General features: G+C 73.1%; 21 protein-coding genes and 1 pseudogene. 6 read left to right on the top strand and 16 right to left on the bottom strand.

Features of this window, described 5'->3' with window-relative positions; all coding sequences use genetic code 11:
- Nucleotides 1-62: 62 nt before the first annotated feature.
- From ACGF8B_RS32000 to ACGF8B_RS31985, 4 genes are all read right to left on the bottom strand, one after another.
- Nucleotides 63-1,286 (bottom strand): beta-ketoacyl-[acyl-carrier-protein] synthase family protein, encoded by a 1,224-nt coding sequence (locus ACGF8B_RS32000; protein WP_392745517.1) that lies wholly within the window; start codon nucleotides 1,284-1,286, stop codon nucleotides 63-65.
- On the bottom strand, nucleotides 1,283-1,558 hold the full coding sequence (locus tag ACGF8B_RS31995) for an acyl carrier protein (RefSeq protein WP_392745516.1): 276 nt from the start codon (nucleotides 1,556-1,558) through the stop codon (nucleotides 1,283-1,285). Before ACGF8B_RS31995 ends, ACGF8B_RS32000 begins: the two co-directional genes overlap by 4 nt.
- A 259-nt stretch (nucleotides 1,559-1,817) precedes the next feature.
- Complete coding sequence (locus ACGF8B_RS31990; RefSeq protein WP_392745515.1) at nucleotides 1,818-3,668, bottom strand: acyl-CoA dehydrogenase; 1,851 nt, start codon at nucleotides 3,666-3,668, stop codon at nucleotides 1,818-1,820.
- Between the two features lie 14 nt (nucleotides 3,669-3,682).
- Nucleotides 3,683-4,954: a beta-ketoacyl-[acyl-carrier-protein] synthase family protein gene (locus ACGF8B_RS31985; protein WP_392745681.1), complete on the bottom strand. Its 1,272-nt coding sequence runs from the start codon at nucleotides 4,952-4,954 to the stop codon at nucleotides 3,683-3,685.
- A gap of 204 nt (nucleotides 4,955-5,158) precedes the next feature.
- Between ACGF8B_RS31985 and ACGF8B_RS31980 the strand changes: the two genes are divergently transcribed.
- The gene (locus tag ACGF8B_RS31980; protein ID WP_392745514.1) at nucleotides 5,159-6,451 is read left to right on the top strand and encodes a hypothetical protein; all 1,293 of its coding nucleotides are present in this window, start codon (nucleotides 5,159-5,161) and stop codon (nucleotides 6,449-6,451) included.
- A gap of 39 nt (nucleotides 6,452-6,490) precedes the next feature.
- Here the strand turns inward: ACGF8B_RS31980 and ACGF8B_RS31975 are convergent, their stop codons facing one another.
- The 5 genes from ACGF8B_RS31975 to ACGF8B_RS31955 all read right to left on the bottom strand — a co-directional run bounded on the left by ACGF8B_RS31975 (nucleotide 6,491) and on the right by ACGF8B_RS31955 (nucleotide 10,455).
- Nucleotides 6,491-7,423 carry a carbohydrate kinase gene (locus ACGF8B_RS31975; RefSeq protein ID WP_392745513.1) on the bottom strand — a complete coding sequence of 311 codons (933 nt, stop codon included), beginning with the start codon at nucleotides 7,421-7,423 and terminating at the stop codon, nucleotides 6,491-6,493.
- A gap of 14 nt (nucleotides 7,424-7,437) precedes the next feature.
- Nucleotides 7,438-7,692: a hypothetical protein gene (locus ACGF8B_RS31970; RefSeq protein ID WP_392745511.1), complete on the bottom strand. Its 255-nt coding sequence runs from the start codon at nucleotides 7,690-7,692 to the stop codon at nucleotides 7,438-7,440.
- Nucleotides 7,693-7,869: 177 nt separating this feature from the next.
- Nucleotides 7,870-8,124, bottom strand: a complete 255-nt coding sequence (locus ACGF8B_RS31965) for a type B 50S ribosomal protein L31 (RefSeq protein ID WP_392745510.1) — start codon at nucleotides 8,122-8,124, stop codon at nucleotides 7,870-7,872.
- Between the two features lie 183 nt (nucleotides 8,125-8,307).
- Nucleotides 8,308-9,189: an ABC transporter substrate-binding protein gene (locus ACGF8B_RS31960; protein WP_392745509.1), complete on the bottom strand. Its 882-nt coding sequence runs from the start codon at nucleotides 9,187-9,189 to the stop codon at nucleotides 8,308-8,310.
- A 360-nt stretch (nucleotides 9,190-9,549) separates the two neighbouring features.
- Entirely contained in the window at nucleotides 9,550-10,455 is a 906-nt protein-coding gene (locus tag ACGF8B_RS31955) for a LysR family transcriptional regulator (RefSeq protein WP_392745507.1), read from the bottom strand.
- A gap of 80 nt (nucleotides 10,456-10,535) precedes the next feature.
- Between ACGF8B_RS31955 and ACGF8B_RS31950 the strand changes: the two genes are divergently transcribed.
- Nucleotides 10,536-11,795: an MFS transporter gene (locus tag ACGF8B_RS31950; protein WP_392745505.1), complete on the top strand. Its 1,260-nt coding sequence runs from the start codon at nucleotides 10,536-10,538 to the stop codon at nucleotides 11,793-11,795.
- Here ACGF8B_RS31950 and ACGF8B_RS31945 read toward each other — a convergent pair.
- The 3 genes and pseudogenes from ACGF8B_RS31945 to ACGF8B_RS31935 form a co-directional block, all read right to left on the bottom strand.
- A complete protein-coding gene (locus ACGF8B_RS31945; protein WP_392745504.1) occupies nucleotides 11,785-12,102 on the bottom strand; it encodes a cupin in 318 nt (105 codons plus the stop codon). The two genes, ACGF8B_RS31950 and ACGF8B_RS31945, sit on opposite strands and share 11 nt — an antisense overlap.
- A gap of 88 nt (nucleotides 12,103-12,190) precedes the next feature.
- Entirely contained in the window at nucleotides 12,191-13,813 is a 1,623-nt protein-coding gene (locus ACGF8B_RS31940; RefSeq protein WP_392745680.1) for a glycoside hydrolase family 13 protein, read from the bottom strand.
- Between the two features lie 192 nt (nucleotides 13,814-14,005).
- Nucleotides 14,006-14,407: pseudogene (locus ACGF8B_RS31935) on the bottom strand (GNAT family N-acetyltransferase); the annotation flags it as partial.
- Between the two features lie 196 nt (nucleotides 14,408-14,603).
- Here ACGF8B_RS31935 and pgm point away from each other — a divergent pair.
- Nucleotides 14,604-16,244, top strand: a complete 1,641-nt coding sequence (gene pgm, locus ACGF8B_RS31930; protein ID WP_392745503.1) for a phosphoglucomutase (alpha-D-glucose-1,6-bisphosphate-dependent) — start codon at nucleotides 14,604-14,606, stop codon at nucleotides 16,242-16,244.
- A 46-nt stretch (nucleotides 16,245-16,290) separates the two neighbouring features.
- Here the strand turns inward: pgm and ACGF8B_RS31925 are convergent, their stop codons facing one another.
- Together ACGF8B_RS31925 and ACGF8B_RS31920 are read right to left on the bottom strand one after the other, a co-directional pair.
- Nucleotides 16,291-17,964, bottom strand: coding sequence for a PHP domain-containing protein (locus ACGF8B_RS31925; protein WP_392745502.1), 1,674 nt, complete (start codon nucleotides 17,962-17,964; stop codon nucleotides 16,291-16,293).
- 186 nt (nucleotides 17,965-18,150) lie between these two features.
- Entirely contained in the window at nucleotides 18,151-20,049 is a 1,899-nt protein-coding gene (locus ACGF8B_RS31920; protein ID WP_392745500.1) for an alkyl/aryl-sulfatase, read from the bottom strand.
- A 283-nt stretch (nucleotides 20,050-20,332) separates the two neighbouring features.
- Here ACGF8B_RS31920 and ACGF8B_RS31915 point away from each other — a divergent pair, with 283 nt between their 5' ends.
- Nucleotides 20,333-21,649, top strand: a complete 1,317-nt coding sequence (locus tag ACGF8B_RS31915) for a DUF2254 domain-containing protein (protein ID WP_392745499.1) — start codon at nucleotides 20,333-20,335, stop codon at nucleotides 21,647-21,649.
- Nucleotides 21,650-21,694: 45 nt separating this feature from the next.
- Here the strand turns inward: ACGF8B_RS31915 and ACGF8B_RS31910 are convergent, their stop codons facing one another.
- Both ACGF8B_RS31910 and ACGF8B_RS31905 read right to left on the bottom strand, forming a co-directional pair.
- Nucleotides 21,695-23,065 (bottom strand): MFS transporter, encoded by a 1,371-nt coding sequence (locus ACGF8B_RS31910; RefSeq protein ID WP_392745497.1) that lies wholly within the window; start codon nucleotides 23,063-23,065, stop codon nucleotides 21,695-21,697.
- Complete coding sequence (locus ACGF8B_RS31905) at nucleotides 23,062-23,664, bottom strand: ArsR/SmtB family transcription factor (RefSeq protein WP_392745495.1); 603 nt, start codon at nucleotides 23,662-23,664, stop codon at nucleotides 23,062-23,064. Before ACGF8B_RS31905 ends, ACGF8B_RS31910 begins: the two co-directional genes overlap by 4 nt.
- A gap of 216 nt (nucleotides 23,665-23,880) precedes the next feature.
- Here ACGF8B_RS31905 and ACGF8B_RS31900 point away from each other — a divergent pair, with 216 nt between their 5' ends.
- A complete protein-coding gene (locus tag ACGF8B_RS31900) occupies nucleotides 23,881-25,920 on the top strand; it encodes a SpoIIE family protein phosphatase (RefSeq protein ID WP_392745679.1) in 2,040 nt (679 codons plus the stop codon).
- A gap of 112 nt (nucleotides 25,921-26,032) precedes the next feature.
- The coding region (locus ACGF8B_RS31895; protein WP_392745493.1) for a TetR/AcrR family transcriptional regulator at nucleotides 26,033-26,736 on the top strand (704 nt) is incomplete at its 3' end.

Below are 26,736 nucleotides of genomic sequence, written 5' to 3'. Positions count from 1 at the left end.
GCCGGTGGTACGCCGGGCTGTTTTCCCGTCGCACCACCTGCCTGCTGCCTGCGGAACGGCTCTCAGGGACGCTGAAGAGCGAGTACGGCGTTGTGGCCGCCGAATCCGAAGGAATGGCTGACGGCGCGCCTGATGGGCCGCCGCAGAGGTCGCTCGGTGACGCAGTCGATGTCGAACTCGGGCGCCGGGGCGTCCAGGTTGGCGATCGGTGGTACGACTCCGCGCTGGAGCGTGAGGACGGTGAGTCCGGCCTCGATCGCTCCGGCCGCTCCCATGCAGTGCCCCAGTACGCCCTTGGGCGCGGTGACGGGTGGCCGGTGCGGGTAGACCCGGGCGATCAGGGCGGCCTCGGTGGCGTCGTTGACCGGGGTCGCCGTGCCGTGCGCGTTGACGTGCTCGACGTCCTCGGCCGCCCAGCCCGCGTCGCGCAGCGCGGCCTCCACCGCCGCCTGGGCGACCACGCCCGACGGATGCGGGCTGATGGGGTGGTGGGCGTCGGTGGTGGCTCCGGTGCCGGCGAGCAGCGCCCGTGGGGCCGCGTCCCGGGCCCGGGCGTCGTCCGTCCGTTCCAGCACCATGACGGCCGCGCCCTCGCCCATGACCAGGCCGGCCCGGTCGGCCGCGAAGGGCCGGCACAGTCCGGCCAGGTCGCCGTCGCGCCGGGCTCCCGCCCCGGACCTGGCGAACGCGGCCATGGCGGCCGGGTAGACGATCGACTCGGTGGCACCGGCGATCGCGATGTCGCACTGCCCGGTGACCAGCAGGTCGCGGGCGACGGACAGTGCGGTGGCGCCGGACGAGCAGGCGGTGCACGGGGCCAGGCTGGGTCCGGTGGCCCGCAGCTGGATCGCGATCTCGGCGGCGGGCATGTTCGGGATGGTGAGCAGGATGCCCGACGGTGAGGTGGCCCCGGCGCCGAGCCGGTCGAGCACGACGGCCTGCTCGGTCAGCGAGGCGGAGCCGCCGCTGCTGGTGCCGACGACCACCGCGACCCTGCTGCCCTCCCACCCCGCCGGGTCGAGCCCGGCGTCGGTGACCGCCTCGCGGGCGGCGAGGACGGCGAGTTTCACGTACTTCCCCATGCGGAAGGACGCACGGCCGCCGATCGCGGCGTCCAGGTCGATGCCGTCGACCATGCACGCGAAGTCGATCGCGCATCCGTCGAGCCCGGCGACGGTGCGGGCCGGTGACACACCCGCGCACACGCCCCGCCAGGTGGATTCGGTGTCGTTGCCGACCGGGGTGATCATGCCCAGTCCGGTGACGGCGACGGCCGGCCTGTTCATCGGGCGTTGCTCATCGCTGCCCCGCCGCCCACCCGCGCGCCGCCGGCCGCCGTGTCCATGAACCGGCTGATGTCGGCCAGCGTGGCGTCCTTGGGGAGCTGGTCGAAGTCCCGGTCGCCGCCGGTCGTCTCCCTGATGAGGACGGCGAACTCGGCGACGGCGAGGGAGTCCATCTCCAGGCTGTCCATCGTGGAGCCCGGGTGGATCTCTGCGGCGGGCACTTTGAAGGTGTGTGTCAGAACGTCGGTGATCTTGGGGTGAATCGCACTCATCAGCTTTCTCTCCATCATTCGGTCCGGCTGTCGGGCCGGCGGTGACACCGTCCCGACGCCGAATCAACTGGGAGGAGTGCCTCCAGTTACGCCTTGTGCCGAACCGATTCGGCAGCGTGCTCCTCGCGCTCACCGCACCACCGGGCCAGGACGGACGCCGTACCCCAGAAGGCCAGCAGGACAACACGCACACCGAGAGCCCCGGCGGTCTCTCTGACCCGACGGCCCCGGACAACTGTTCCTTTCCTCGTCATGGCCGTCACCGCTCGTCCCGAACCGCGTCCCGACCCCCGCCGGTCTGCCAGAAAGCCCCCGGATCGTCGTACGCGGCCACGTAGTCGGCGCCCGCGATCGGCCAGTCCGCGAGCAGTTGCGGCGGCAGCGCGAAGGCGTCGACCAGGTCCGGCAGATGGGCGGCGACCGTGGTGATGAGCTGCTCCACCCTGGCCGGCAGGCCGTTGACCTGGTCGGCACTCAGCAGGCCCGCCGCCAGCAGGTCACCGCTGCTGCGGGCGATCCGGTCGAGCGCGAAGAGCCGTTCGAGCTCGCCGAGCCGGTCGCGGGCGGGCCCTTCGGGGAGCACGGCCACCGCCTCCGCGTATGCCTCGGCCGCCTGCCGCTGGGCGTGGGCCTCGACGCCGCGCAGGGCGGGCCCGGCCGCCGCGTTCCACCGCCCAAGCGGGTCACCGTGCGGTGCGAGGCCCATCCGCTCCCGGGCCCGGTCGAACCAGATCCGTTCCAGCTCCGTGAGCAGCCCGCCGAGAAAGCCCGGGTCGTCGAGATCGCCGGGGCCGCCGGACGAGGCCCCGGCGGCGGGTCCGGCGGCGAAGAGCATCTCCGCGGCCGCCTTGGCGTGGATGGCCAGGTTGTCCCCCTCGGCGGTGATGGCGCCTTCCACCCCGGTGACGAGTTCGCTCATGCCGTTGTGTTCCAGGAGCGCCTGGGCGCCGCAGCGTTCACGGCATTCGACGATCACGGACCGGGCCTGCCAGGTGATCCACCCCTTGGCGACGGCGACCAGCCGCTCGGCCTCCTCCGGTCGCTCGCTCCGCTCCCAGCGGTCCAGGGCCCTGCGGTGCAGCAGGCTCATCGCGAAGACGGTGGCCATGGCCGCGGCGAGCGGTCCGTGGTGGCTGCGGTGGGCCATCACCGGCACCCGGTGCGAGCCGCGGGGGCCCGAGATGTACCGGTGACCGCCGTAGCGGACGGCGACCGCGAGCGTCGCGCGGGCACAGCCGACCGCGCAGGCCGTCATCGAGATCTTCCCGGAGGTGACGCGCCCGATCGACGCGAGGAAGCGCCGCCTGCGGTTGTCGACGGCACTGCTGAACTCCCCGTCCGCACCGACGCGTCCGTGGTCCCCGTCGAGCAGCGCGGCGCGTCCCACGAAGACCCGGTCGAAGGAGGTCAGACAGTGGTCCACCGGGCTGCCCGTGCGGGTGGGGAGCGTGCGGATGCGCACTCCGGGCAGCGGCTGTCCCTCGTCGGTGAGCGGCACGAGGAAGAGGAAGACCCCGTGGTCGGTGCCGTCGACGAGCAGGCGGGCGGCCACCAGCCCGGTCTTGGGGCCGCCGGCCGGACCGGTGTTGGGCATGAACTTCTGCGCCCCGGCGTGCGGGGTGCACAGCACGAACCCGTCGCGCTCACGGTCGTACGCGGCGGTGGTCTCGACGGCCGCGGCGTCATTGCCGTGTGCCACCTCCGTACAGAGAAAGGTGCCGATGCGCCGCAGCCGCAGGAAGTCCGACAGATCGCGATCGCCGTCGCCACCGTGGTCGAGGAGGCTGCCGAGGAAGAGGTTGTAGTGGATCCCCGCCACCGTGGTGAGCGCCGGGTCCACCGGACCGAGCCATTCGTGCAGGGCGGCGAGGGCGCGGGGGTCGGCGGCCAGCCGGGCCCCGCTGTCCAGGCAGTCGTTGAGGACGCGCAGCCGCTCGTACGTGAGGGCCAGGCGCTCCTCGGGGGTGCGGTGGTCCGGGCGGCGGAAGGGGTCGGTGCTGATCAGCCGCCGCCAGAAGCCGTGCTCCCGGCGGTGGTTGCCGCCGAGGAGCACATCGGTGAGGAGCTCCGTGGACCGTTCTGCGGAGGGACTGTCGATCGTTGCGGTCATGGAAAATATAACGATCAAGCAACGGCGAGGACACCCGGACTCCTCCTCGGCGGGCCGTCCGCACCGGCGCGCTGGAAGGCGAGCACGACATTGTGTCCGCCGAAGCCGAAGGAGTGGCTCAGCGCCCGCTCGACCGGCTGGATCCGGGGCTCCTTGACCACACAGTCGAGGTCGAACCCGTCCGGCAGTGAGTCCAGGTTGGCGATCGGCGGGACGAGACCCCGCTCCAGGGTCAGTACGGTGGCGACCGCCTCGATCGCCCCGGACGCTGCGAGGGTGTGCCCGAGGACGCCCTTCGGCGCGGTCACCGAAGGGCGGTGCGGGAAGATCTCGGAGATCAGAGCGGTCTCCATCGCGTCGTTGAGCTGCGTCGACGTGCCGTGCGCGTTGATGTGGTCGACCTCGCGGGGCGCCCAGCCCGCCTCGCGCAGCGCCGCCCCGACGGCCTTGCGCGCACCGCCGCCCTCCGGGTCCGGGGCCGTGGGGTGGTGGGCGTCGGTGGCGGAGCCCGCACCGGTCAGCAGGGCGCGCGCCCGTCCGCCCCGGGCGTACGCGTCGGCCGTGCGTTCCAGTACGAGCACGGCGGCGCCCTCGCCGATCACGAACCCGTCCCGGTCCGCGGCGAACGGCCGCGAGGCACCCGCCGGATCGCCGGTGCGCAGCGAGAGCGCGCCCATCCCCGCGAAGGCGCTCACCACCAGCGGGGTCAGTACGGCCTCCGCACCGCCCGCCACCACCACGTCGCACCGGTCGCTCAGCAGCAGGTCGCGGGCGACGGCGATGGCCGTCGCCCCGGACGCGCAGGCGGTCGCCGGGGCCAGGCTGGGGCCGTGGGCCCGCAGCGCGATGGCCAGCTCCCCGGCGGCCGCGTTGGGCATCATCATCGGAACCAGCAGCGGTGACACCGCGTCCGCTCCGCCGTCGTCGAGCCTGCGCACGTTGTCGACGAGCACGGACACCCCGCCCACCCCGACGCCGAGCACGACGGCGACCCGGTCACCGTCCCACCGCTCCGGCGACAGCCCGGCGTCCGCCACGGCCTGGCGGGCGGCGACCAGCGCCATCTTCACGAACCGCGCCATCCGCCACACCGAACGCCCGCCGACCGCCGCGTCCAGGTCGATCCCGTCCACCGGGCAGCCGAAGTCGACCGGCAGCCCGGCCAGTTCCTCGCAGCCGCGGGCCGTGGAAACACCGGCGCACAGCCCCTCCCAGAGAGTGTGCTCGTCCGCGCCTGCGGGAGTCACCACCCCCAGTCCGGTCACCGCGACGCCCCTCTCGGCCATCGTCATGTCCGCCCCCTCCTCCGTAATCGATCAGGCCTACTGGTTGTCGAACGGCCGTAGCCCCGGCGAGGATGCGCCCAATGAGCCGAAAGGGTCACTGATACCTCCGGCGGGCCGAACGGTGCCGCGCGCCAGGGTGACCGTGTTCACCCGTCCGCAGCAGCCCGCCGCGCCGTGCGTGACGGACGGCCGTCCCCTGGGGGAATGGCAGCGGACCACGATCAGTCGAACCCCCCGGACGAGCACGCCGAACTGGACGCGCTGCGCGCCAGGGTGGCCGTGCTGGAGACCCGCGCCCCGGTCCGGCACCGGCCCGGGGCCCGCTCGTTCCTCGCCGTGCTGCTCATCGTCGTCGCGGCCGTCCTCACTCCGCTGAGCATCGTGTCGACCTGGGCGAAGAACCAGATCGGCGATACGGACAACTATGTGGCGATGATCGCGCCGCTCGCCTCCGACCCCGATGTGCGGACCGCGGTGGCCGATCGCGTCACCGGTGCCGTCATGGGGCACCTGGACGTGAAGGCCCTGCTGGCCGATGTCTCCCCCGCTGACCGGCCGGTGCTCGACAAGGCGCTGTCGAAGCTGAGCGGACCCCTCACCACGGGCATCTCGAACTTCGTGCGCGGGACCACGGAGAGGTTCGTCTCCAGCGACGCCTTCGCGAAGATCTGGACCGACCTCAACCGGTCCGCCCAGTCCGCCACGCTGAAGGCGCTTTCGGGAAGCGGCGGCGGGGCGGTGGAGCTCACCGGCGACACCGTCACCATCGACCTCGCACCCGTCATCGACCGGGTGAAACAACGTCTCGTCGACCGGGGACTGGGCGTCGCGGCCAGGATCCCCGAGATCCACACCGATTTCACGGTGCTGACCTCCGACTCGGTCGGCAAGGCCAAGAAGTGGTTCCGGGCGCTCCAGGTCATCGGGTTCTGGCTGCCGTTGGCGGCCCTGGTGCTGGCGGCGGGCGGGGTGCTCCTCGCGGTACGCCGCCGTCGCGCACTGGTCACGACGGCGCTCGCGGTCGCGGCCGGTGCCGCGGTGCTCGGCCTGGCCATCTGGGTGGGCCGGGCGTTCTATCTCGACAGCCTGCCGTCCGGGGTGTCCCAGCCCGCGGCCGGTGCGGTCTTCGACGCCCTCGCCGAACCGATGCGGATCCTGGTCCGGATGGTCGTCACGCTCGGCATCGTGGTGGCGCTCGCCGCCTGGCTGACCGGTGACGGCCGCGCCGCCGGCCGCGTCATGGCGATGTGGAACGGCGGCATCGGCGCCGTCCGGGACGCGGCCGGGTTCACCGGCGGCCCGGTCGGCCGGTGGGTGCACCGCGCCAGGCGCCCGCTGAACTGGGCGGTCGTCGTGGTCGCCGCCGCCGTCCTGGTGGCCTGGGACCGGCCGACGGGGCTGGTCACGGTGTGGATCGCGCTGTGCGCGCTGATCGTCCTCGCCGTCGTCGAGTTCCTCGACGACGACAGCAGCCCGCATCTGGCGGTGCCCGGGTGACGGAGCCTGCCGGGCCCGCCGTCCCCGGCCGGGGCGTGTTCAGCTCCGGTCGAGTGCCGCCCGCAGCTCCGCGCCGTCCGGCGGGTTGGCGCCGGCCCGGGCCACGGTCACCGCGGCGGAGGCCACCGCGTGCCGCAGGACGTCGGCCACCCGGGTCCGGTCCAGCGTGCGCAGCCGCTCCCGGCCGTCCGCGCCGAGCAGCCCCTGCCCGGCCAGGGCGTGCAGGGTGCCCGACATGAAGGCGTCGCCCGCCCCCACCGTGTCCACGACCTCGGTGGGCAGCGCGTGGACCGTCACCCGCCCCCAGGGCAGTACGGCCAGTGCGCCGTCGCCGCCCCGGGTGACGAGGACGAGTGCCGGGCCGGTGGCGAGCCAGCGCTCGGCGACCCGCTCCGGATCCTGGCCCGGGTAGAGCCACTCCAGGTCCTCGTCGCTGGCCTTGACCACATCGCTGAGCGCGACGCACCGTTCGACCCGGCGGACGGCCGCGTCGTGGTCCCCCATCAGTTCGGGCCGCACATTGGGGTCGTAGCTGACCGTCGCGGACGTCCGCAGCGACTCCACCGCGCCGACGACGGTGGCCTCCCCCGGTTCCATCACCGCCGCGACGGAACCGGTGTGCACGTGCCGGGGCTGCCGGTCCGGGGAGACCGGGCCCAGCGTCCAGGCGATGTCGAAGGTGTACGCGGCCCGGCCGTCGCCGTCCAGGGTGACGGCGGCGGCCGGGGTGGCGGACGTGGCGTCGTCCGTGCGGACCTCGACGCCGGCTCCGGCGAGATGGTCCCTGATCAGCCGGCCGTTGTCGTCCGGGCCGAGCTGGGTGAGCAGGGTGGTGGCGTGCCCGAGCCGGGCCAGGCCGTACGCGACGTTGGCCGGGCTGCCGCCCGGGTGGACCTGGTCGGCCGCACCCGGCAGCCGGACGATGTCGGCGACGCATTCACCGATGACGAGCAGGTCGGTTCTGTCGAGCATGGGGATGGGATCTCCTACAGTGCGGTGACGAAGGTGTCCTGGCAGGCGGCGCGGCCACCGGACACATTGAGCCCGATCCTGCCTCGTGTGTGATGGGTGTCGGTCACATCGGGCGACCGGGCTCCGCCGACGCACGCCTCGATCCGCCCGCCCCGGGCCCTGATCCGCAGCGCGAGGCCGGCCCCGGTCCAGGTCCTGGCGGCGTAGTGGCCGCGTCCGGCCTCGGCACGCGCAGGAGGTGGGTGGAGACGGCGACGGCGTGCGCCCACCGCCCGGAGCCCCGGTGGCGGAGGCGGCGGGCCGTGCTCCGGGGAAGCGCTCCGGTCACGCGCGTCAGTGCGAGTTGCAGGCAAGTCGCGAGGGGTTGGCCGACGGTGCCAAGAGGTGTGACGAGCAGGTCCCCCGCCCCTTCGGACAGGGACGGGGGACCCGGGTCCGTACGCGGGTCAGGAGGCGTCCTCGCCCCCGTACCGGCGCTCGAATTTGGCGACCTGGCCCTCCGCGTCGACGACGCGCGCCTTCCCGGTGAAGAAGGGGTGGCTCTCGGCGGAGATCTCCACGTCGATGACGGGGTAGCTGTTGCCGTCGTCCCAGTCGATCGTCTGCTCGCTCGACGCGGTGGACCGGGTCAGAAAGGCGTAGCCCGCCGAACGGTCTCGGAAGACGACGGGACGGTAGGAAGGGTGCTTGTCCTGCTGCATGCCTGCTCCTGGGGACGTACGCGGTCGGCGCGGGATGGTCCCGACCAGCCTGGCGAACCGGTACGCCCCGCGCGATCGGACGCGTCCGTACGGGCGTCGGCGCGCGGGCGCACCGATTCCGGATCCCACCGCCCGGGATGCGGCGATCCCCGTCGCGTGCCGGGCGCGCGTCGCCGCCGGTGCTCAGCGTCCGGCCGCCTCCACCGCGTCGGCCACCAGGTTCAGGAAGGCGGCGTGGGCCCGCGCGCTGCACACCGGCTCCGGGTTCCACGGCACCACCCGGGCGGCTCCCTCGATCGCCGCCCAGTCGGGGTTGGTCCGCAACTCGTCCAGCGGTGTGGCGTTGGCCCGGATGTCGGCGAGCACCACCGCCGGGCGCAGCGCCGCCGCTTCCGCCCAGCCGACCGTGGACCAGTTGGCACCGGGCCCCTCGGCCGGCTCCACGAGGCCGACGCCGAGCTCGGCCAGCACCCGCAGCTCCGGCCACATCCGGGGGCGGGCGAGGTGGGTCCGTTCCTGGCCGGCCGGTGAGAGCGCGACGACCCGGGGGCCGTCCGCACCGGCGCCGAGCGTGCTCAGCCGGTGCCGCGCGGCGTCCAGGCCCTGGGTCGCCGCCTCCGGCTCCTCGGCCCCGAGCGAGCGGGCGAGCAGGGCGAACCGGTCGCCGATCTCGGCGAGGGTGCGTGCCTGGCCCACGTCGATGACGACGACCGGGACGTGCTCCTCCAGATGCTTGGCGGTCTCGGCGGCGAGCCCGTAGACATGACCGCCGCCGTAGCTGACCGCCACGACGAGGTCCGGCTCGCCGCTCAGCAGGGTGTCCACGTCCAGGGTGCTGCCCGCGCCGAGGTAACCGACCTCGGCCAAGGGCAGCGAACCGGTCTTCGCCGCGTCCGGCACGCCCCGGTCGTCGTGATCGGAGCCGAATATCGCACCGGGGCGTATTCCGTGGTCCCACAGGGTCGCGCCGGCCTGGACATAGGCGAGCACCCGCGCCGGGCGCCGCTCGGCCGTCGACAACTGTCCACGATCGTCGGAGAACTGCCACACGGTCTGCTCCCTCACGTCACACGTCCCTCGCCACCGGTCTCCGCACCCCGCTTCCCGGGGTCGTACACCAGTACCTGCCCAGCAAACTCCGGTGGCACCCCATCCGCCGGACGGTCGGCGGGGATGGCGCGAAGACGCCCCCGCGCGAACGGTCGGCGGACGGCTCCTCAGCCCGGTTCGGTCATCTGCCGGGAGAGCCGGGCCAGGGCCGGCGGCATCCGGTGTTCGACGGCGTGATGCCCTCCGTCGAAGAGCTCGAAGCGTATGACCGCGTCGTCCACACCGGCCTCGGCAGCGGAGGGCGAGGTTACTACGATTTCAAATTACATGAACGGAAATACCTGTCGGGTCCGAAGCCGCGATCACGTACTCCGGTCACCGGGACGGGGCGCCTGAGCCGGCCGTCGCTCCGGGATCCACCCCGAGCCCCGTGAGGAACGCCGCGGCGGCCGGGGTGGGACGGAAGCGGCTCCAGACCAGGCGCTCGGTGCGCGCGGGGGCGTCACGGACGGAGAGCACGTGCACGCCGGTCAGCTCCGCCGCGAAGGCGGCCGGCAACATGGCGATGCCGAGGCCGCTGCGCACCAGCCGGACGATGAAGTCGGTGCCGCTGACCTCGAAGGCCACCTCACGGGTGAGGCCCATCGCGGCGAACGCCTCCTCCGACTGTGCCCGGGCGGCGGTGCCGTCCGGGTAGTCGACGAACATCTCCTGCGCCAGCCGGTCCAGGCCCACCTCCGCCTGCCCGGCCAGGGCGTGGGTGGGTGCCACGACGGCGACCAGTTCGCCCGTGGCGAGCTCGTGATCGCTCACGCCCTTGGGCCGGTAGCTGGGCAGCACCCCCAGGAACGCCACGTCGAGCGTCCCGTCCCGCACCTCCTGGGCCAGGTCCTTGCTCGCCCCGTCCCGCAGCACGATGCGCACCTTCGGGTGGCGGAGGTGGAAGGCCCGCAGCGCGGCCGGGATGTCGACCGCGGAGATGGTCGGGATGGATCCGACCGCGAGACGGCCGCTGACCTCCCCCGCCGTCGCGGCGACCTCGGCGCGGGCCCGCTCCGCCGCGTCCAGCGCCTGCCGGGCCTCCGGCAGGAACACCTCGCCCGCCGCGGTGAGCCGTACCCGGCGGCTGGTGCGGTCGAAGAGCCGGGCCCCCAGCTCCTTCTCCAGCCGGGCGATCTGATGGCTCAACGCGGACTGGACGACCAGGCACCGCTTCGCGGCGCGGGTGAAGCTGCCCAGTTCCGCCACCGCGACGACGTACCGCATCTGCTGAAGTTCCATCCATCCATCGTGAACCACGATCGATGGAATGAAAAACATGTGTTGGACTCATGGATGGCTGGTCCCTGAGGCTGGGTCACATGGCTCACACCACTCATGAAATCCGCAGCAGGGCCGTGCCCCGCACCACGCCCCCGCAGCCCGCGCTCGGCCGCGGTCTGGTTCTGCTGATGGCTCTCGCCGCCGCTCTGTCCTGCGCCGGGAACTACTTCGCACAGCCGCTCCTCGACGTCATCGAGAGCAATCTGCACCTGGGTGTCACCGCTGCGGGGCTGATCGTGACCGCCGCCCAGGCCGGGTACGCGCTGGGGCTGATCCTGCTCGTCCCGCTCGGGGACGTCATGGACCGGCGGCGGCTCGCCGTGGGCCTGTTCGCCCTGACCGCCTTCTTCCTCCTGGCGACGGCCGCCGCCCCCACCGGACCGCTGCTGATCGCCGGTACGCTGCTGACCGCGCTGACCTCCGTCGGGGCCCAGGTCGTGGTGCCGTTCGCGGCGGCCCTCGCGGCTCCGGCCGAACGCGGCAGGATCGTCGGCGTCGTCATGTCCGGCGTGCTGCTGGGCGGGCTGTTCGGACGGATGGCCGCCGGTGCGCTCTCCGAGTTCGGCGGCTGGCGGACCGTGTACTGGGTCAACGCGCTGCTCATGGCCGTCATGGCGGTACTCCTGCACAAGCGGCTCCCCCGCCTGCCCCGGACGGGCGACGTCGCCACCCTGTCGTACACCGGGCTGCTGCGCTCCACGCTGGCCCTGCTGCGAGAGGAACCCGTGCTGCGCCGGCGGGCGGCCATCGGCGCGTTCTCCATGGCCTCGTACAGCGTGCAGCTGACCGCGCTGACGTTCCTGCTGACCCGGTCGCCCTTCGGGTGGAACGCGGCCGCCATCGGGCTCTTCGGTCTGGTGGGCGTCATCGGTGTGGTGGGCATGAACATCGGGGCCCGGCTGAGCGACCGCGGCCGGGTGCAGGCCGTGTCGGGAACCGCGGCCGCGCTGCTCACGCTCGCCTGGCTGCCGCTGCTGGCCGGTGAACGGTCGCTGCTGTGGCTGACGGTCGGCGTGATCCTGCTGAACATCGCCCAGCAGGCCGGGCTCAACAGCAGCCAGAACGTGATCTACGCACTCCGTCCGGAGGCCCGCAACCGCATCAACTCCGCCTTCATGACCCTCTTCTTCATGGGCGGGGCGGCAGGAGCGGCGCTGGCCTCGGTGGTCTGGTCCCGGGCCGGCTGGAGCGGCGTCTGCCTCCTGGGCGGCGCCCTCGCCGCCGGCAGCCTCGTGCTCTGGGTCCTGGAGCGCACCCGGACGGCCTCCGCCGCGCGCCCCGGCGCCGTCAGTCGTTGACGGCGGTCAGCAGCACCACGGCGTCCTCCAGCGCCAGCAGACCGTGCCGCTCCTGCGGGATCGGGTGCAGCCCTCCGGCCCCCAGCTCCACATCGCCCGAGGCCGCCGTGAGCCGGACCCTGCCGCGCAGCACCTGGAGGGAGGCCGCGGCGGGGGCGTTGTGCTCGTCGAGGGCGGAGCCCGAGGTGAGGGCGATGACGGTCTGCCTCAGGGGTTCCTCGTGCAGCAGACGGTGGGCGCTGCGGCCGTGCGCGGAGGTCCGGGCCGCGGCCAGATGCTCGTCGGCGAGGGCATTCAGATCGTCCATGTGCCCACTGTGCCGCAGTGCCCGTCACTCCGCGATCCTGGCATTGGCCCGGGTGGGCGGATCATCCGCCCACCCGACGGGGGCGGCCCTACGGCCGCAACCAGGCCGCGGTGTCCCGCGGGAGCCGTCCCTGCCCGTCCAGCGGTCCGCTGAGGAGAAGGATGTCCGTGTGTTCGGGCAGTTCCACAGGCCCCTCCCCCAGATTGACCACGCAGACCGGTCCGCCGGTCCGGGCGAAGGAGAGCACACCGGGTGCGGAGGGCAGCCAGGTCAGCTGCCGTCCCCCGGCCCCCGCCGTGCGGAAGCCGGGCTCGGTCCGGCGCAGCCGCAGCGCCTCGCGGTAGAGGCTGAGCATCGACTCGGGGTCGGTGCGCTGCCGGTCGGCGGCGTACGAACTCCAGTCGGCCGGCTGCGGAAGCCATGGCTCCGTGGTGCAGCCGAATCCGGCGTACGGCGCCCGCTCGGACCACGGCAGCGGTACCCGGCATCCGTCGCGGCCCGGGTCGGTGCCGCCCGAGCGCAGATGCATCGGGTCCTGGATCCGGTCGCGCGGGATGTCGGCCTCCGGAAGTCCCAGTTCCTCGCCCTGGTAGAGGTAGACCACGCCGGGCAGGGCGAGCGACAGCAGTGCCGCGGCGCGGGCCCGCCGGCCGCCCAGTGCCAGGTCCGTCGGCGTGCCGAAGGCTTTGGTGGGGAAGGCGAATCCGGTGTCCTCGCGGCCGTACCTGGTGGCGGTCCGGGTCACGTCGTGGTTGCACAGGACCCAGGTGGCGGGGGCACCGACCGCGGCGTGTTCGGCGAGCGTGTCGTCGATCGTGGAGCGCAGCCTGCCGGCCTCCCAGGGGCAGGCCAGGAAGTTGAGGTTGAAGGCGGTGTGCAGTTCGTCCGGGCGCAGATAGCGGGCAAAGCGCTCGCTGTCCGGGAGCCAGACCTCACCGACGAATACCGCCCCGTACTCGTCGGCGACGGCCCGCCAGGAGCGGTAGATGTCATGGAGTTCGTCGCGGTCGGAGAACGGGTGCGGGTCGCGGCCCTCGACGAAGTCGGGCAGCGCGGGGTCCTTGGCGAGCAGGGCCGCCGAGTCGATCCGTACGCCCGACACACCCCGCTCGAACCAGAAGCGGAGCACGTCCTCGTGTTCCTGGCGGACCGTCGGGTGTGCCCAGTTGAGGTCGGGTTGCTGCGCGGCGAACAGGTGCAGGTACCACTGGCCGTCCGGGAGCCTGGTCCATGGGACGCCGCCGAATTCGGAGACCCAGTCGTTGGGCGGCAGTTCGCCGTTCGGGCCGCGCCCGGTCCGGAAGTGGAACAGTTCCCGCTCGGGGCTGCCGGGCCCGGCGGCGAGGGCCGCGCGGAACCACGCGTGCTGGTCGGAGACATGGTTGGGGACGATGTCGACGATCGTGCGGATGCCCAGTTCACGGGCGTCCGCGATCAGTCCCTCGGCCTCGGTGAGACTGCCGAACGCGGGATCGATGGCGCGGTAGTCGGCCACGTCGTATCCGCCGTCGGCGAGCGGCGACAGATACCAGGGGGTGAACCAGATCGCGTCCACACCCAGTTCGACGAGGTGCGGCAGCTTGGCGCGTACGCCCGCGAGATCGCCGGTTCCGTCACCGTCGCCGTCGGCGAAGCTGCGTACGTAGATCTGGTAGATGGCGGCGTCCCGCCACCAGTCCACGGCGACCCGGGGCGCGGGGGCGGCTGCCACGTGGGCCTTCCTTTCGCGGGGAGTTGACACGGAGTCGTCGGCCGGAACTCCGCCGGCGCGTGCCACACTCAACCACCGCACACGGTGGAGATCAACGTCTCGGGTGGATAACGCGCTGTCGGCCGTCCACCGGTACCGGACGTCCGGTACCCGCTCCTCGTTGCGGCTGCCGTCGTCGAACTCGACGGCGGTGAACCCGTGCCGCTCGTAGAAGGCCCTGGCGTCCGCATTGCGCTGGAAGACGTACAGCGTGAGTTCACCGGCCGCGAGCCGGCGCGCCTCGGCCAGGAGCAGTGAGCCGATGCCCCGGCGCCGGGCGTCGGGGCGCAGGTACAGGTGTTCCAGCTCGGTTCCGTCGAGGGAGGCGAAGCCCAGCAGCTCCCCGCCGCCGGTCTCGGCGATCCGCACCGTCGTGCCGGGCAGCACCACATGGGCCATCCAGGCGAGTGTGTCCTCGTCGCTGTGGACCTTCGGCAGGTACGGCATCGACGCGGCGCGCGAGTCGAGGAAGAGCCGGGTCAGCGGCCCGGCGTCCGCCGCGGTGGCCTCGCGCAGCAGTACCCGGCCGTCCGGCCCGGAATCGTCTCGTGACATCTCGTCTCTCCTGGTCCGGCCGGAAGCCCGCCGTCGCACGCGATCCGCGGTGAACCGCTCGTGGTCGCGGACGAACCTATGCCGGGGCCCTGCCCGGCCGCCAGCGGAATTCGGCGGGGCAGTCACGGACCGGCGCGGGCCACCCGCGAAAATGTGACGGGGGAACACCGAACGACCGATACCGAGGAGTGGGCAGATGCCGCACGAACGAGCTGGACAGCCGGCCCGGCCGGAGGATCTCATCGATGTGGCCCGGCTGGTGACGTCGTACTACACACTGCACCCGGACCCGGCCGAGCCGGACCAGCGGGTGGCGTTCGGCACCTCCGGTCACCGCGGGTCGTCCACGGCCACCGCGTTCAACGAGGACCACATCGCCGCCACCAGCCAGGCCATCAGCGAGTACCGGGCCATGCAGGGCACCGACGGGCCGCTCTTTCTCGGCGCCGACACCCACGCGCTGTCGGAACCGGCCCGGATCACCGCCATCGAGGTGTTCGCCGCCAATGACGTGACCGTGCTCATCGATCCGGCCGACGGCTACACCCCGACCCCGGCCGTCTCCCACGCGATCCTCGGGCACAACCGGGGCCGGACGGCCCGGCTCGCCGACGGTGTGGTGGTCACCCCGTCCCACAACCCGCCCGGTGACGGCGGGTTCAAGTACAACCCGCCGAACGGCGGCCCGGCCGGGTCCGATGCCACGGGCTGGATCCAGGAGCGGGCCAACGAGATCATCGCCGCCGGGATGAAGGACGTGCGCCGGCTGCCGTACGCCCGCGCACGGGCGGCGTCGACCACCGGTACGTACGACTTCCTCGGCAACTACGTGGACGACCTGCCGTCCGTGCTCGACCTGGACGCGGTCCGGGCGGCCGGGGTACGCATCGGCGCCGACCCGCTGGGCGGCGCGTCGGTGGCGTACTGGGGGCGGATCGCCGAGCAGCACCGGCTCGATCTGACGGTCGTCAATCCACTGGCCGATCCCACCTGGCGGTTCATGACGCTGGACTGGGACGGAAAGATCCGGATGGACTGCTCGTCGCCGTACGCGATGGCCTCGCTGATCGGGCAGCGCGACCGCTACCAGATCGCGACCGGGAACGACGCCGACGCCGACCGGCACGGCATCGTGACACCGGACGCCGGGCTGATGAACCCGAACCACTACCTCGCCGTCGCCATCGACTACCTGTACGCCCACCGGGAGCGGTGGCCCGCGGCCGCGGGGGTCGGCAAGACGCTGGTGTCCTCGGGAATGATCGACCGGGTCGCCGCCGGTCTCGGCCGTGAGCTGGTCGAGGTGCCGGTCGGCTTCAAGTGGTTCGTGGACGGCCTGGTCGGCGGCTCGCTCGGGTTCGGCGGCGAGGAGTCCGCCGGGGCCTCCTTCCTGCGCCGCGACGGTTCGGTGTGGACGACCGACAAGGACGGCATCATCCTGGCGCTGCTCGCCTCGGAGATCCTCGCGGTGACCGGCAGGTCGCCGTCCGAGCACTACGCCGCGCTCACCGCCCGGTTCGGCGAGCCGGCGTACGCCCGGATCGACGCTCCCGCCGACCGCGCGCAGAAGGCGGTGCTCGCGCGTCTCTCCCCCGAGCAGGTCACCGCCGACACGCTGGCCGGTGAGCCGGTCACGGCCGTGCTGACGGAGGCGCCCGGCAACGGCGCGCCGATCGGCGGCATCAAGGTGACCACCGAGAACGCCTGGTTCGCGGCGCGCCCCTCGGGCACCGAGGACGTGTACAAGATCTACGCGGAGTCGTTCCTGGGCACCGGCCATCTCGGCCGGGTGCAGGAGGAGGCCAGGGCCGTGGTCTCGGCGGCGCTGGGGTCCTGAGCCGGGCCGGGGCGGCCCACGGGCCGCCCCGGCCGTTCGCCCGGGTTCAGCGCACCACGTCCACGAAGACCGGGTTGGTGTAGAACCAGGTGTCCAGCCACGGGTTGCCCTGTCCCGGCTCGTGCGGCAGCGGTCCGTGCGGGTCGATCGCCGAGCCGAGGAAACCCGCCCCGTGACGCTTGCCGTCGCTGCCGCGCAGCCGCAGATAGAACGGCTCGTCCGCGCGCCCGACCGGGATGCGCAGGGTGTACGTGCCCCGGCGGCCCGAGACGTCGGCCGTGTGGGCGAGCCGGGTGTCGGGGGCGTGCCAGTCGTCGCGGTCGGCGGCCGGGCCGCGGACCGCGCCGCGGATGACGTCGACGTGTTCCAGGCGCGGCAGCACACCGTACGGGTTGCGTCGGGAGGCGGCGGTCACCGTGACGGTGAGGGTGAGCCGCTCGCCGCGCCTGGCGCGCAGCCGGCCGCCGAGCGTGGCGCTGTTGCCGTGTTCACCGCGCACCTTGACATCGATTCCGTCGATGAGATGGCCGTGGTCGACCCAGACCCGGCCGGCCCGCAGCCCCTCCATCACGTTGCGGTAGCCGTACCGGGTGACGCCGACGTGTGTACGGCTGAACTGGCCGGGCCAGAAGTCGCCGCCGGGCTGCGGTTCGGTGGTGTTGTACGGGTCGGGGAGGCGGCCGGTGTTGTCGAAGTCCCGGCCGGGCGGCCACTCGCCGTTGACCCAGGTGTCCTGGGCGACGCGGTGCACGTCGGAGTTGGAGGTGATCGTGAAGAGCTTGCCCTCCGCCAGCATCGCGTCCCACAGGCCGCCGACGGTCGCGGTCGCCCAGTCGAAGCCGCCGTAGGTGACGTATGCCTCGCGCGGGTAGCCGGGCCAGGAGTCGGCTGAGGGTGAATTCGTGTACTCGCCGCGGACGTTGGTGTCCGGGTGCCAGCCCGGGATCGCACCGGCCTGGGCGCCGGGGGCACCCTCCATGCCGATCATGATCCCGGGTGCGGCGTCGCGCCAGCCGCGCATCTCGTGCGGGGAGTCGATGCCCAGGCGCATGGGGTGGTTGGCGAGGACGAGCACGTCGTCGACGTACCGGGTGCGGCGCTGTTCGGCCAGCCACTTGAGGGCCTTGACCGCGTGAGCCTCGTTGCGCGGGGTATCGGGGTGCGTCGGGCCACCGGCCGTCCAACCGAGCAGCTTGCCGTCGAAGGCCTCCTCGAAGCGGGTGAGGAGCTCGACCTCGTGCCGCCCGGGCGGCGAGAAGACGGTGCAGTGCTCGGCGCCGGGGATGTACCACTCCAGCCCCTGGAAGATCAGCATGCGCTTGTTGTCGGCGCGGGCCCTGAGGATCTCCCGGTGCTCCTGCGCGGCACCCGACCCGGCGTGGCCGACGTTGCTGTGCTCGGTGAAGACCATCCAGTCGAGGCCGAACTTCTGTCCTGCCGAGGCGAGCTGGGAGAACGTGTACTTGGCGTCGTGACTGTAGACCGAGTGGTTGTGGTGGTCACCGACCAGATAGACGAGATCAGGGGCGTGGCCACGTCCGTGCCCGTGGGACCGTCCTCCCCGGCTGTCGGCCAGCGCGGGCAGCGGCAGCGAGGCGGCGGCGAAGGCCGCGCCGAACAGACCGGCGCGGCGCATCAGCCCCCGGCGGCTGAGGCCCTGGGGGTCGAGCGACTCCGCGGGAACCTGGGGATCGGCCCATTCGGGCACGGGGTGGGACATGACGCGTCGTTCTCCTTCGTGCGGGCGGCGACGGTCCGGGGCCGGACCGCGGGGCCGCCGACAGAAGGATTTCCTGATTCCGGAACCATCCGGTGAACCCGGGGCGAAGTGCGGGGGTCGCCGCCGTGGCACACCGGTGGCGGCCCCCGCACCCACCGGGTGACGGTGTTCACGGGGTGACGGTGTTCACGGGGTGACGATGGCGAAGCCGGGGTCGGGCTCGCCGAGGTGGCCGAGCAGTTCGTCCACCTTCGTGGGATCGCCGTCGGCCTTCGCCCTTCCCTGCTCCACCAGACCGGGGACGGACGCCTCGCCCAGGAGCACGGCGCGCAGGGCGTCCTCGTCGAGCGTCACCTCGACGTCCGGTTCGCAGGCCGCGGGCCCGATGCCCGTCACATGGGTGAGCACGCCGTTGCGCAGCCGCACGGTGACGGGCTCCCGGTCCTTCACGTTCCAGCGGACGCAGATGTCCGCGTCCCAGCTGCGGGGTCCGTCGACCCGGATGGCGAGGGCGTCGAAGAGCTGGTCGAGCGTCAGGGCGCGCATGAGGTCGGGGGACGCGGTGGCGGTCGGGGTGCCGACCGGGCCGTGGCGCAGTTCCAGCGCCCCGGTGAGGTAGAAGTTGCGCCAGGTGCCGTTCTCGCTGCCGTAGCCGAGCTGCTCCAGGGCATCGGCCTGGAGGTCGCGGGCCCCGGCGTTGTCCGGGTCGGCGAACACCACGTGGTTGACGACCTGGACCACCCAGCGGAAGTCTCCGGCGGCGAAGGACTCGTGCGCCCGGCGCAGCACCTCGTCGGCGCCGCCCATGAACTCGACGTACCTCCTGGCGCTCTCGACCGGCGGATGCTCCCACAGGTGCGCGGGATTCCCGTCGAACCAGCCCATGTACCGCTGGTAGACGGCCTTCGTGTTGTGGCTGACCGATCCGTAGTAGCCGTGGGTGTGCCAGGCCCGTTCCAGGGCGGGCGGCATCTCCATCGTCTCCGCGATCTCCAGCGGGGTGTGTCCCCGGTTCAGCAGGCGCAGGGTCTGGTCGTGCAGATAGGCGTAGACGTCGCGCTGTTCGGTGAGGAACCCGATGGCGCGCTCCCGGCCCCACACGGGCCAGTGGTGCGAGGCGAAGGCGACGTCGGTGCTGTCGCCGAAGAGGCCGACGGCCTCCGTCAGGTACCGGGCCCACTCCCTCGGGTCGCGCACCTGCGCGCCGCGCAGCGTCAGGAGGTTGTGCAGGTTGTGGGTGGCGTTCTCCGCCATGCAGAGCGCGAAGTGGTCGGGGAAGTGGATGTTCAGCTCGGCGGGGGCCTCGGTTCCGGGTGTCATCTGGAAGACCATCCGGATGCCGTCCACCGTCTCCGTCTGCCCGGTGCGGGTGATGTCCAGCGTGGGCGGGATCAGTCCGACGGTTCCCGTCGAGGTCGTCTGTCCGAGTCCCGCGCCGATCTGGCCCCGCTCGCCCTTCGGCAGCGCGGCACCGTACATGTAGGCGGCGCGGCGGGCCATCGCCGTGCCGGCGTGGACGTTCTCGCTGACGGCGTGCTCCAGGAACCCCCTGGGAGCGATGACCGGAACCCCGCCGACGTCGGCGTCGGTCACCACGCCCCGTACACCGCCGAAGTGGTCGACGTGGCTGTGGGTGTACAGGACACCGGTCACCGGGCGGTCGCCCCGGTGTCCGCGGTACAGGGCGAGGGCGGCGGCAGCGGTCTCCGCCGAGATGAGGGGGTCGATGACCAGGACGCCCCGTTCCCCCTCCACCACCGTCATGTTGGACAGGTCGAAGCCGCGGATCTGGTAGATGCCCTCGACCACTTCGAACAGGCCGTGATCGGCCGAGAGACGGCTCTGGCGCCACAGGCTGGGGTTGGCCGTGCCGGGGCAGTCCCCGGCGAGGAATCCGTAGGCTTCGAGGTCCCAGACGGTGCGTCCGGCGGCGTCACGGATCACCTGCCGGCCGGAGGTCCCGACGAATCCGCGGCGGGCGTCGTCGAGGTCGCGGGTGTCGTCGAAGGGGAATCGCCGCAGTACCGCGGAGTTGTCCTCCGCTATTCGCTGTTGCGCGGGCTTGGAGCCTGTCTTCCGGGTCATCTTCTCGGTCTCCCTCTCGCGCGGCACCCTCGGCCGAGGTGCGCGGACGCCTCCGGCCCACCCTCCGACGGCGGGCATCGGGGCACGATCGGGGCTGCTCCGAACGGGGGACTCGAAGGCGGCTCCGTACCGGGCCTCTTCGCCCGCGCGGAGCATCGCGGCTTGTGGGACCTGTGGCGGGGTTCCACGATGGCGGTCTCGGACGTGACGGCATCGGGGTCAGGAGGGGCATGAGCAGCGCCGCATCCCCGCCCGGCCCCGCGCGCTCCCCGCACGCCCCACGATGACGCCGCCCGTCCGCGCCCGGGCACCCCGCCGCAGCAGGGGCTCCCACCGGGCCCGCAACGTACGCAGTCGCGGCGCGGCCGTTCTGCTGGTCGTGCTCGGCGCCTTCCTCGGATGGGCCGTGCCCCGCTGGGAGCGGCATCTGCCGTCGACAGGGCTGGGGTTCGACGCGTCGACGGCGCAGGCGACGCTCGCCGCCATCGCGGGCGGCATGATCACACTCGCCGGTTTCATCGTCACCGCGATCACGCTCGTGATCCAGACCGTCCAGTCGATGTCGCCCCGGCTGGTCTCGGCGCTGGGTCATTTCAGCCGGTACCTGGTGCTCTTCGGGCTGCTGATCGGCACCGCCCTGTACGCGCTCGTGGCCCTCAGCCAGGTGCAGGACGATCTGGTGCCCCGGGGAAGCGTCACCCTCGCCGTGGGGCTGGTGCTGGTCGATTCCGTCGTCGTGCTCCGTCTCCTGGCCTCCCTGCGGCACGCGGTGACGGGTGGCGGCCTCTCGCGTGGGGTGGCCGAACGGCTGCGCACCGTCATCGACCAGACGTATCCGCCGGGGCCCGTGGTGCCCGTGCCGCCCACCGCCGACGACGCCCGCCGCGGCGCCCGCGTACCCGTCGTCCACGGGGGCGGGCCGGCCGTCCTGCTCTCCGCGGACGAGCCGAAGCTCGTACGGCTCGCCGCCCGCCACGGTCTCCGGATCCGCTTCGTCCGCGCGATCGGGGACTTCGCGGGGGCCGGCGCCACGATCGCGCTCCTGGAACCGGTGGGCGGCCGGGGCGGTGTGGACGTCCGTCCGGCGCGCGTCGCCGCCTGTGTCCGGTACGGTCCCAGCCGCACCGTGGAGCAGGACGCCGCGTACGGGTTCCGGCTGCTGGCCGACATCGCGATCAGGGCGCTGTCACCGGCCGTGAACGACCCGACGACGGCGGTGCAGGCCCTGGACCAGATCGAGGACGCGCTCCTGCGGCTGGCGCCACGCCCCCTGGGCGACGCCTGGCTGCTCGACGGCAGCGGCACCCCCCGGGTGTCGTACCCGGCGCCCGACTGGGCGGACTTCGTCTCCCTCGCCCTGGACGAGACGCTGCTGTACGGGTCGTCCAACCCGCAGGTCGTCCGGCGCCTGCGCGCGCTGCTGGAGCGCGTGAGCGCCGCCGCGCCGCCGCCGCGCAGGCCGGAACTCGCCCGGCGCACAGCCGCGTTGGAGCGCCTGTCCGCGACCGCCCTGTCCGACCCGCTGCTGGCCGCGGTCGCGGACGTCCCGGACCACCAGGGTCTGGGCGGCCCGGCCCCTCGGGGGGACTCTCCCGGCTGAGGCCGAAGCGGTGTCCGTGGTCCGCGCCGGGCCGCCGCCCACGTCTCATGGAGCCACCGGCCGATTGCCGGCGTCCACGTCTCCGGCGCCGCCCTCGGCGTTGTCCGGTGCCTCCTGCGGTGCGCCGCACAGCGCGTCGTCGGGTACGTCGTCCGGTGCGTCGCCCGGTGTCAGGGAACGGATGCCGGGTATCGGCGAGGGAAGCAGCCAGAGCAGCGAAAGGGCCCCGCCGACGGCGGCGACGAGGAGCGTGGCCCGCAGGCCGACGAGGGTGGCGAGCAGCCCGCCGGCGACGGCACCGACGGGGCGTATCCCGTAGTTGATCGTGCTGTACGCACCGGCCACGCGGCTGCGCATGCCGTCGGGGATCACCGCGGCCTGGAGGGAGTTGAGGTTGACGTCGAACAGCATGACGCCGAAGCCCGAGAGGAACTGGGCCGCGGCCAGGGCTGCGACGCGCAGCCAGAGCGGGCCGTCCGCTGCGGCGGCGATGGCGAACGGCGCCGGGAACAGCACCGCGCCCAGGCAAATGCTGCGCCCCACGCCGAAGCGGAGCGAGATCCGCGGGGCGAGCACCGCGCCGAGGAGAGCACCGGTCGCGCCGACCCCGAACGCGATGCCGATCACCCCGGCGGAGAGTCCGAGACTCCGGCTGGCGTACAGCACGAACAGTCCGCTGCCCGCCACGAAGGTGAAGAAGTTGACGGTGGCCGCGCAGCCGAGCCCGGCCCGCAGTACCGGGTGCCGGACGACGAAGGCCAGGCCGTCCCGGGCCCGCCGCAACAGCGAGGGCTCCGCGGTGGCGGCGGCCGGCGGTTCGGCGACCGGGACCCTGCTGATCAGGACGGCCGACACCAGGAACGTCAGGGCGTCCACCACGACGGCCACGGGCGCGGTCAGCACCTGGACCAGCGGGCCGCCGATGGCCGGTCCCGCGACGAACGACGCGGACCGGGCGGCGCTCAGCTTGCTGTTGGCGTCGACATAGGAAGCGCGCGGCACCAGGCGCACGAAGAACGGCGGATAGGCGGTGTTGAACAGCACCCCCGCGGCGCCGGTCAGCAGCGCCACGACGTACAGCTGCCCCAGGGTCACCGCGTCCAGGAGGTAGGCCGCCGGGAGGCTGAGCAGCACCGCGGCCCGCACCAGGTCGGCGAGGATCATCAGACGGCGTTTGCGGGCCCGGTGGTCGACCCAGGCCCCCAGGACCATGGCGAGCAGGTTCGGGGTCCAGATGAGCGCGGTCAGCCACGCCACCTCGTTGGCCGTGGCGTCCAGGGCGCCGACGGCGATCAGGGGCAGTGCCAGTTCGGTGATCCGGTCGCCGAACTGCGAGACGGACTGACCGGCCCAGAAGCGGCGGAACAGCCGGTCCCGCCAGAGCGACGGCTCGGCGCTCCGCGCCGGGCCGGTCACGGTGTCCGCCCGGTCTGCTCCTCGGCGCCTTCCGGCAGGACGTAGCGCAGCAGCCGGACGCCGCGGGCCCCGGCGGGCCGCTCGGCCGGCTCGCGGGTGACGTAGGGCGCGAGAAGGCTCTCGATGCCGTCCTCGATCGCCGCGAGCTCCTCTGTGGAGACGACGACGCGGGTGTCGGCCAGCCCGGCCTGCCCGAGCCATTGCGGGTCGAGTCCGGGTTCGACCTCGGCGGCCCATCGGCCCGGGAAGTCGGCGGAGCGCCGGAACATCTCCTGCGACAGCACCCGCGCGGCCGACCGGCCCTCCTCGTCGGCCGGGTCCTGCGGCGTCTCGAACCGGAAGCCGCTCGCCACCGCCTCCCACCGCCGTTGGCGGCGGTCCGGGCCGGGTTCGCTGTCGCGGACCAGTCCGAATCCTGCCAGGTGGCGCAGATGCCAGCTGGTCACGGACGGAGTCGCTCCCACGCCGGGCGCGAGCTGCGTGGCGGTGGCGGGCCCGTGCCGCCGAAGGTGGTCGAGGATCGCCAGCCGCACCGGATGTGCCAGTGCCCGCATGGCCTGTGGATCGGTGATCTCGATATCGCCCAGTCGATTACCCATGACGTGAGAGCTTCCTCTCATAATACGTGAGAGTCAACTCTCATATCTGCGCCCCGGGCGGCCGCGCGGTCCCCCGGTGGCGAAGTCCGCGGGGTGCGCCGACGCTTGTCCCTGAACTGCCGATCCGTGCAGGCGGCGGAGCCTGATGGGGGTGAATCCGTGTCGGACGCGTCGGACGCCGGTGCGACGGTGCCCGCTTCGGCAGGGGCCGGCGACATGACGGCGGCGATCATGCACACCCTGTTCACCCAGTCCGCCGTGGGGCTGCATGTGCTGGACACGAAGTTGCGGGTGGTGCGGACGAACCTCCTCCCCGCCGCCGCTCCGGCCGAGCCCCCGACAGGGCAGTACTTCACCGACGCCTACCGGGTGGAACGGCCGCACGAGGCGGAGCGGGTGCTGCGCGAAGTGCTGGACAGCGGAGTGGCCGTGCGTGACCTGGTGGTCCGCGGCAGGCTCATGGACGACCCCGGTCCCGATCGCAGTCTCAAGGTCGACATCCACCGGCTCGACGACACACGGGGGCGGACGCTCGGACTGCTGGCCACGGTCGTCGATGTCGACGAGCAGGAGAAGGCGCGCACCCGGGCGGCCTGCCTGGCCGCGGTGCGCACCCGGGTGGGCAGGTCGCTCGATGTGGCGGCCACCTGCGAGGGGCTGGTGACGGCCGTGGTGCCGGTCTTCGCCGACCTGGCCGTCGTCGAGGTGGTGGACGAGGTGCTGCGGGGGTCGGATCCGCCGCCGGGGCCATTGGGGCACGACGTGCCGCTGCGCCGCGTGGCCCTGCGGGCCCACGGTGCGGACGGCCACCGGGACGGCCTCGTGGGCGAGATGCGCCGACTGCCCGCCCGTACGCCGTACGCGCTGGCCGTCTCGGACCTCCGGCCCCGCCTGGTACGGATCGGTGCCCGTACGCCCTGGCTCGCCGCCGCCCCCGAGAGCGCGCGGCTGATCGGGGCGACCGGGGCCCACACCATGATCGCGGTGCCGCTGAAACTGCACGGCACGGTCCTCGGCCTGGTGAGCCTGTACCGGTGCCGGGATTCGGAGCCCTTCGGGCAGGACGACCTCCCGCTGACGCTGACGGCCGCCGCCCATGTCGCCCTCAGCATCGACAACGCCCGGCGGTACGAGCGCGACCATGTGATCGCGTCCACGGTTCAGCGCCGGCTCCTGCCGCAGAGCGACGACGACAACGTCGCCCTGGAGACCGCCCATGTCCTGCTGCCCGGACGCAACAGCGGCTCCTGGTTCGACACCATCGGTCTCTCCGGCGCCCGCACCGCACTGGTGGTCGGCGCCGTCGAGGGTCCGGGGCTCCAGACGGCCATCACCATGGGTCAGCTGCGGACCGCGCTGCACGCGCTGGCCGGTCTCGACCTGGAGCCCGACGAGGTGCTGGCCAGACTGGCCGACACCGCCGACCGCCTGGCCAGGGAGCGGGAGGAGCTGCCGCCCGCGGACCGGCTGCTCGGGCAGTCCCTCACGGCCACGTGCATGTACGCCGTCCACGACCCGTTCGCCGGTACCTGCACCATCGCCCGGGCGGGGAACGCGACCGCGGGTCTCCTCGCCCCCGACGGCACCATGGTCCCGCTGGACGTGCCCGAGGGCCCCCGGCTCTTCTCCGTCGACAGCGCCCCCTTCGCCACCGGCACGTTCGCGCTCGACGAAGGCAGCGTCCTGGCGTTCTTCTCCGGCACCCCCATGCCCGAGGGCCGGCGGCCGGCCGGTCTGCGCGAGGCCCTGTCCGATCACGACCGCGGCCTTCAGGACCTGTGCGACGACGTGTTCTACAACCTGCCCGCCGACGCGCACCCCGAGGGCGCGGCCCTGCTCCTCGCCCGCACCGGCGTCGTCCCGCCCGACCGGTACTCGACCTGGGACCTGCCCGGCGACCTGACCTCCCCCGGCGTCGCCCGCACCCTCGTGCGCGACCGGCTCGACGGCTGGCACCTCGACGAGCAGACGATCGAGGCGACCGAGCTCATCGTGAGCGAACTGGTCACCAACGCGGTCCGCTACGGGGCCCCTCCGCTGCGGCTCCGGCTGATCCTGGACCGCACGCTCACCTGCGAGGTGCACGACGGCAGCCCGGTCTCGCCCCATCTGCGCCATGCCCGCACCGTCGACGAGGGCGGGCGCGGACTGTTCATCGTCTCCCAGCTCGCCGCCCACTGGGGCACCCGGTACGGCGCCCACGGCAAGACCCTGTGGACCGAGCAGGAGATCGGGCCGGACCCGGACGGCTCCTGACCGGCGCGGAACGCCTCCGGCGCGGAGCCGCCCGGTTGCGCGACGGGCCATTGCACGCGGAGAACAACAGTGGTTGGCTGGACAACAGAAGATATGAATCGGGGTTCAACTCATGGCCTACCGACCCACCGCCCGCACGGAGGAGACCCGCCTCGCCCACCGCGAGCGGCTGCTCGACGCGGCGCGGCAGCTGCTCGCGGAGGGTGGGTATCCGGCGGCGGGCATCTCCGCGCTCGCCCGGCGGGCCGGCGTCGCCACCGGCAGCGTGTACAACCACTTCGCCTCCAAACAGGAGCTGCTCGCCGCCGTCTTCCGGCATGTGGCGGGCCATGAGCTGAGCGCGGTACGAGGGGCGGTGCAGGCACGGAGCGGTTCCACCGAGCAGCTGCGCGCGCTCGTCGAGGTCTTCTCGTACCGCGCGCTGGGCAGTCCCCGTACGGCCTGGGCACTGTTGGCCGAACCGGTCGACCCGCTCGTCGAGGAGGAGCGGCTCACCTACCGGCGCGGCTACCACCTGCTCGCCGAGACGGTCATCGTCGCGGGCATCTCGGCGGGTGAACTGCCCCAGCAGAACGCCCAGTTGTCGGCCGCCGCCGTGATCGGGGCGGTCGGCGAGGCGCTGCTCGGCCCGCTCTCGCCGGTCGGCGCGCGAACCGGTCCGGAGCCCGTCGTGGAGAGCATCACCGCACTGTGCCTCAGAGCGGTGGGGGGGCCCCGGGGGGGGGCACCCGCCCCCCCCCCCCCCCCCCCGGACCCCCCCCCCCCCCCCCCCCCCCCCCCCCCCCCCCCCCCCCGCCGCCCGCCGTCGGGTGCCGT

The sequence above is a fragment of the Streptomyces sp. NPDC047917 genome (genome assembly GCF_043204345.1).
Classification (GTDB): Bacteria; Actinomycetota; Actinomycetes; order Streptomycetales; family Streptomycetaceae; genus Streptomyces; species Streptomyces sanglieri.
This window is presented reverse-complemented; position numbering and strand designations above follow the sequence as displayed.

Bases quoted from the DNA above. Each gene is read 5' to 3' on its own strand.
- ACGF8B_RS31955 (WP_392745507.1), bottom strand. From the start codon at position 10,455: ATGGAACTTCAGCAGATGCGGTACGTCGTCGCGGTGGCGGAACTGGGC.
- ACGF8B_RS31950 (WP_392745505.1), top strand. From the start codon at position 10,536: ATGGCTCACACCACTCATGAAATCCGCAGCAGGGCCGTGCCCCGCACC.
- ACGF8B_RS31920 (WP_392745500.1), bottom strand. From the start codon at position 20,049: ATGACCCGGAAGACAGGCTCCAAGCCCGCGCAACAGCGAATAGCGGAG.
- ACGF8B_RS31995 (WP_392745516.1), bottom strand. From the start codon at position 1,558: ATGAGTGCGATTCACCCCAAGATCACCGACGTTCTGACACACACCTTC.
- ACGF8B_RS31925 (WP_392745502.1), bottom strand. From the start codon at position 17,964: ATGTCCCACCCCGTGCCCGAATGGGCCGATCCCCAGGTTCCCGCGGAG.
- ACGF8B_RS31915 (WP_392745499.1), top strand. From the start codon at position 20,333: ATGACGCCGCCCGTCCGCGCCCGGGCACCCCGCCGCAGCAGGGGCTCC.
- ACGF8B_RS31965 (WP_392745510.1), bottom strand. From the start codon at position 8,124: ATGCAGCAGGACAAGCACCCTTCCTACCGTCCCGTCGTCTTCCGAGAC.
- ACGF8B_RS31980 (WP_392745514.1), top strand. From the start codon at position 5,159: ATGGCAGCGGACCACGATCAGTCGAACCCCCCGGACGAGCACGCCGAA.
- ACGF8B_RS31985 (WP_392745681.1), bottom strand. From the start codon at position 4,954: ATGGCCGAGAGGGGCGTCGCGGTGACCGGACTGGGGGTGGTGACTCCC.
- ACGF8B_RS31990 (WP_392745515.1), bottom strand. From the start codon at position 3,668: ATGACCGCAACGATCGACAGTCCCTCCGCAGAACGGTCCACGGAGCTC.
- ACGF8B_RS31900 (WP_392745679.1), top strand. From the start codon at position 23,881: ATGACGGCGGCGATCATGCACACCCTGTTCACCCAGTCCGCCGTGGGG.
- ACGF8B_RS31975 (WP_392745513.1), bottom strand. From the start codon at position 7,423: ATGCTCGACAGAACCGACCTGCTCGTCATCGGTGAATGCGTCGCCGAC.
- ACGF8B_RS32000 (WP_392745517.1), bottom strand. From the start codon at position 1,286: ATGAACAGGCCGGCCGTCGCCGTCACCGGACTGGGCATGATCACCCCG.
- ACGF8B_RS31905 (WP_392745495.1), bottom strand. From the start codon at position 23,664: ATGGGTAATCGACTGGGCGATATCGAGATCACCGATCCACAGGCCATG.
- ACGF8B_RS31945 (WP_392745504.1), bottom strand. From the start codon at position 12,102: ATGGACGATCTGAATGCCCTCGCCGACGAGCATCTGGCCGCGGCCCGG.
- pgm (WP_392745503.1), top strand. From the start codon at position 14,604: ATGCCGCACGAACGAGCTGGACAGCCGGCCCGGCCGGAGGATCTCATC.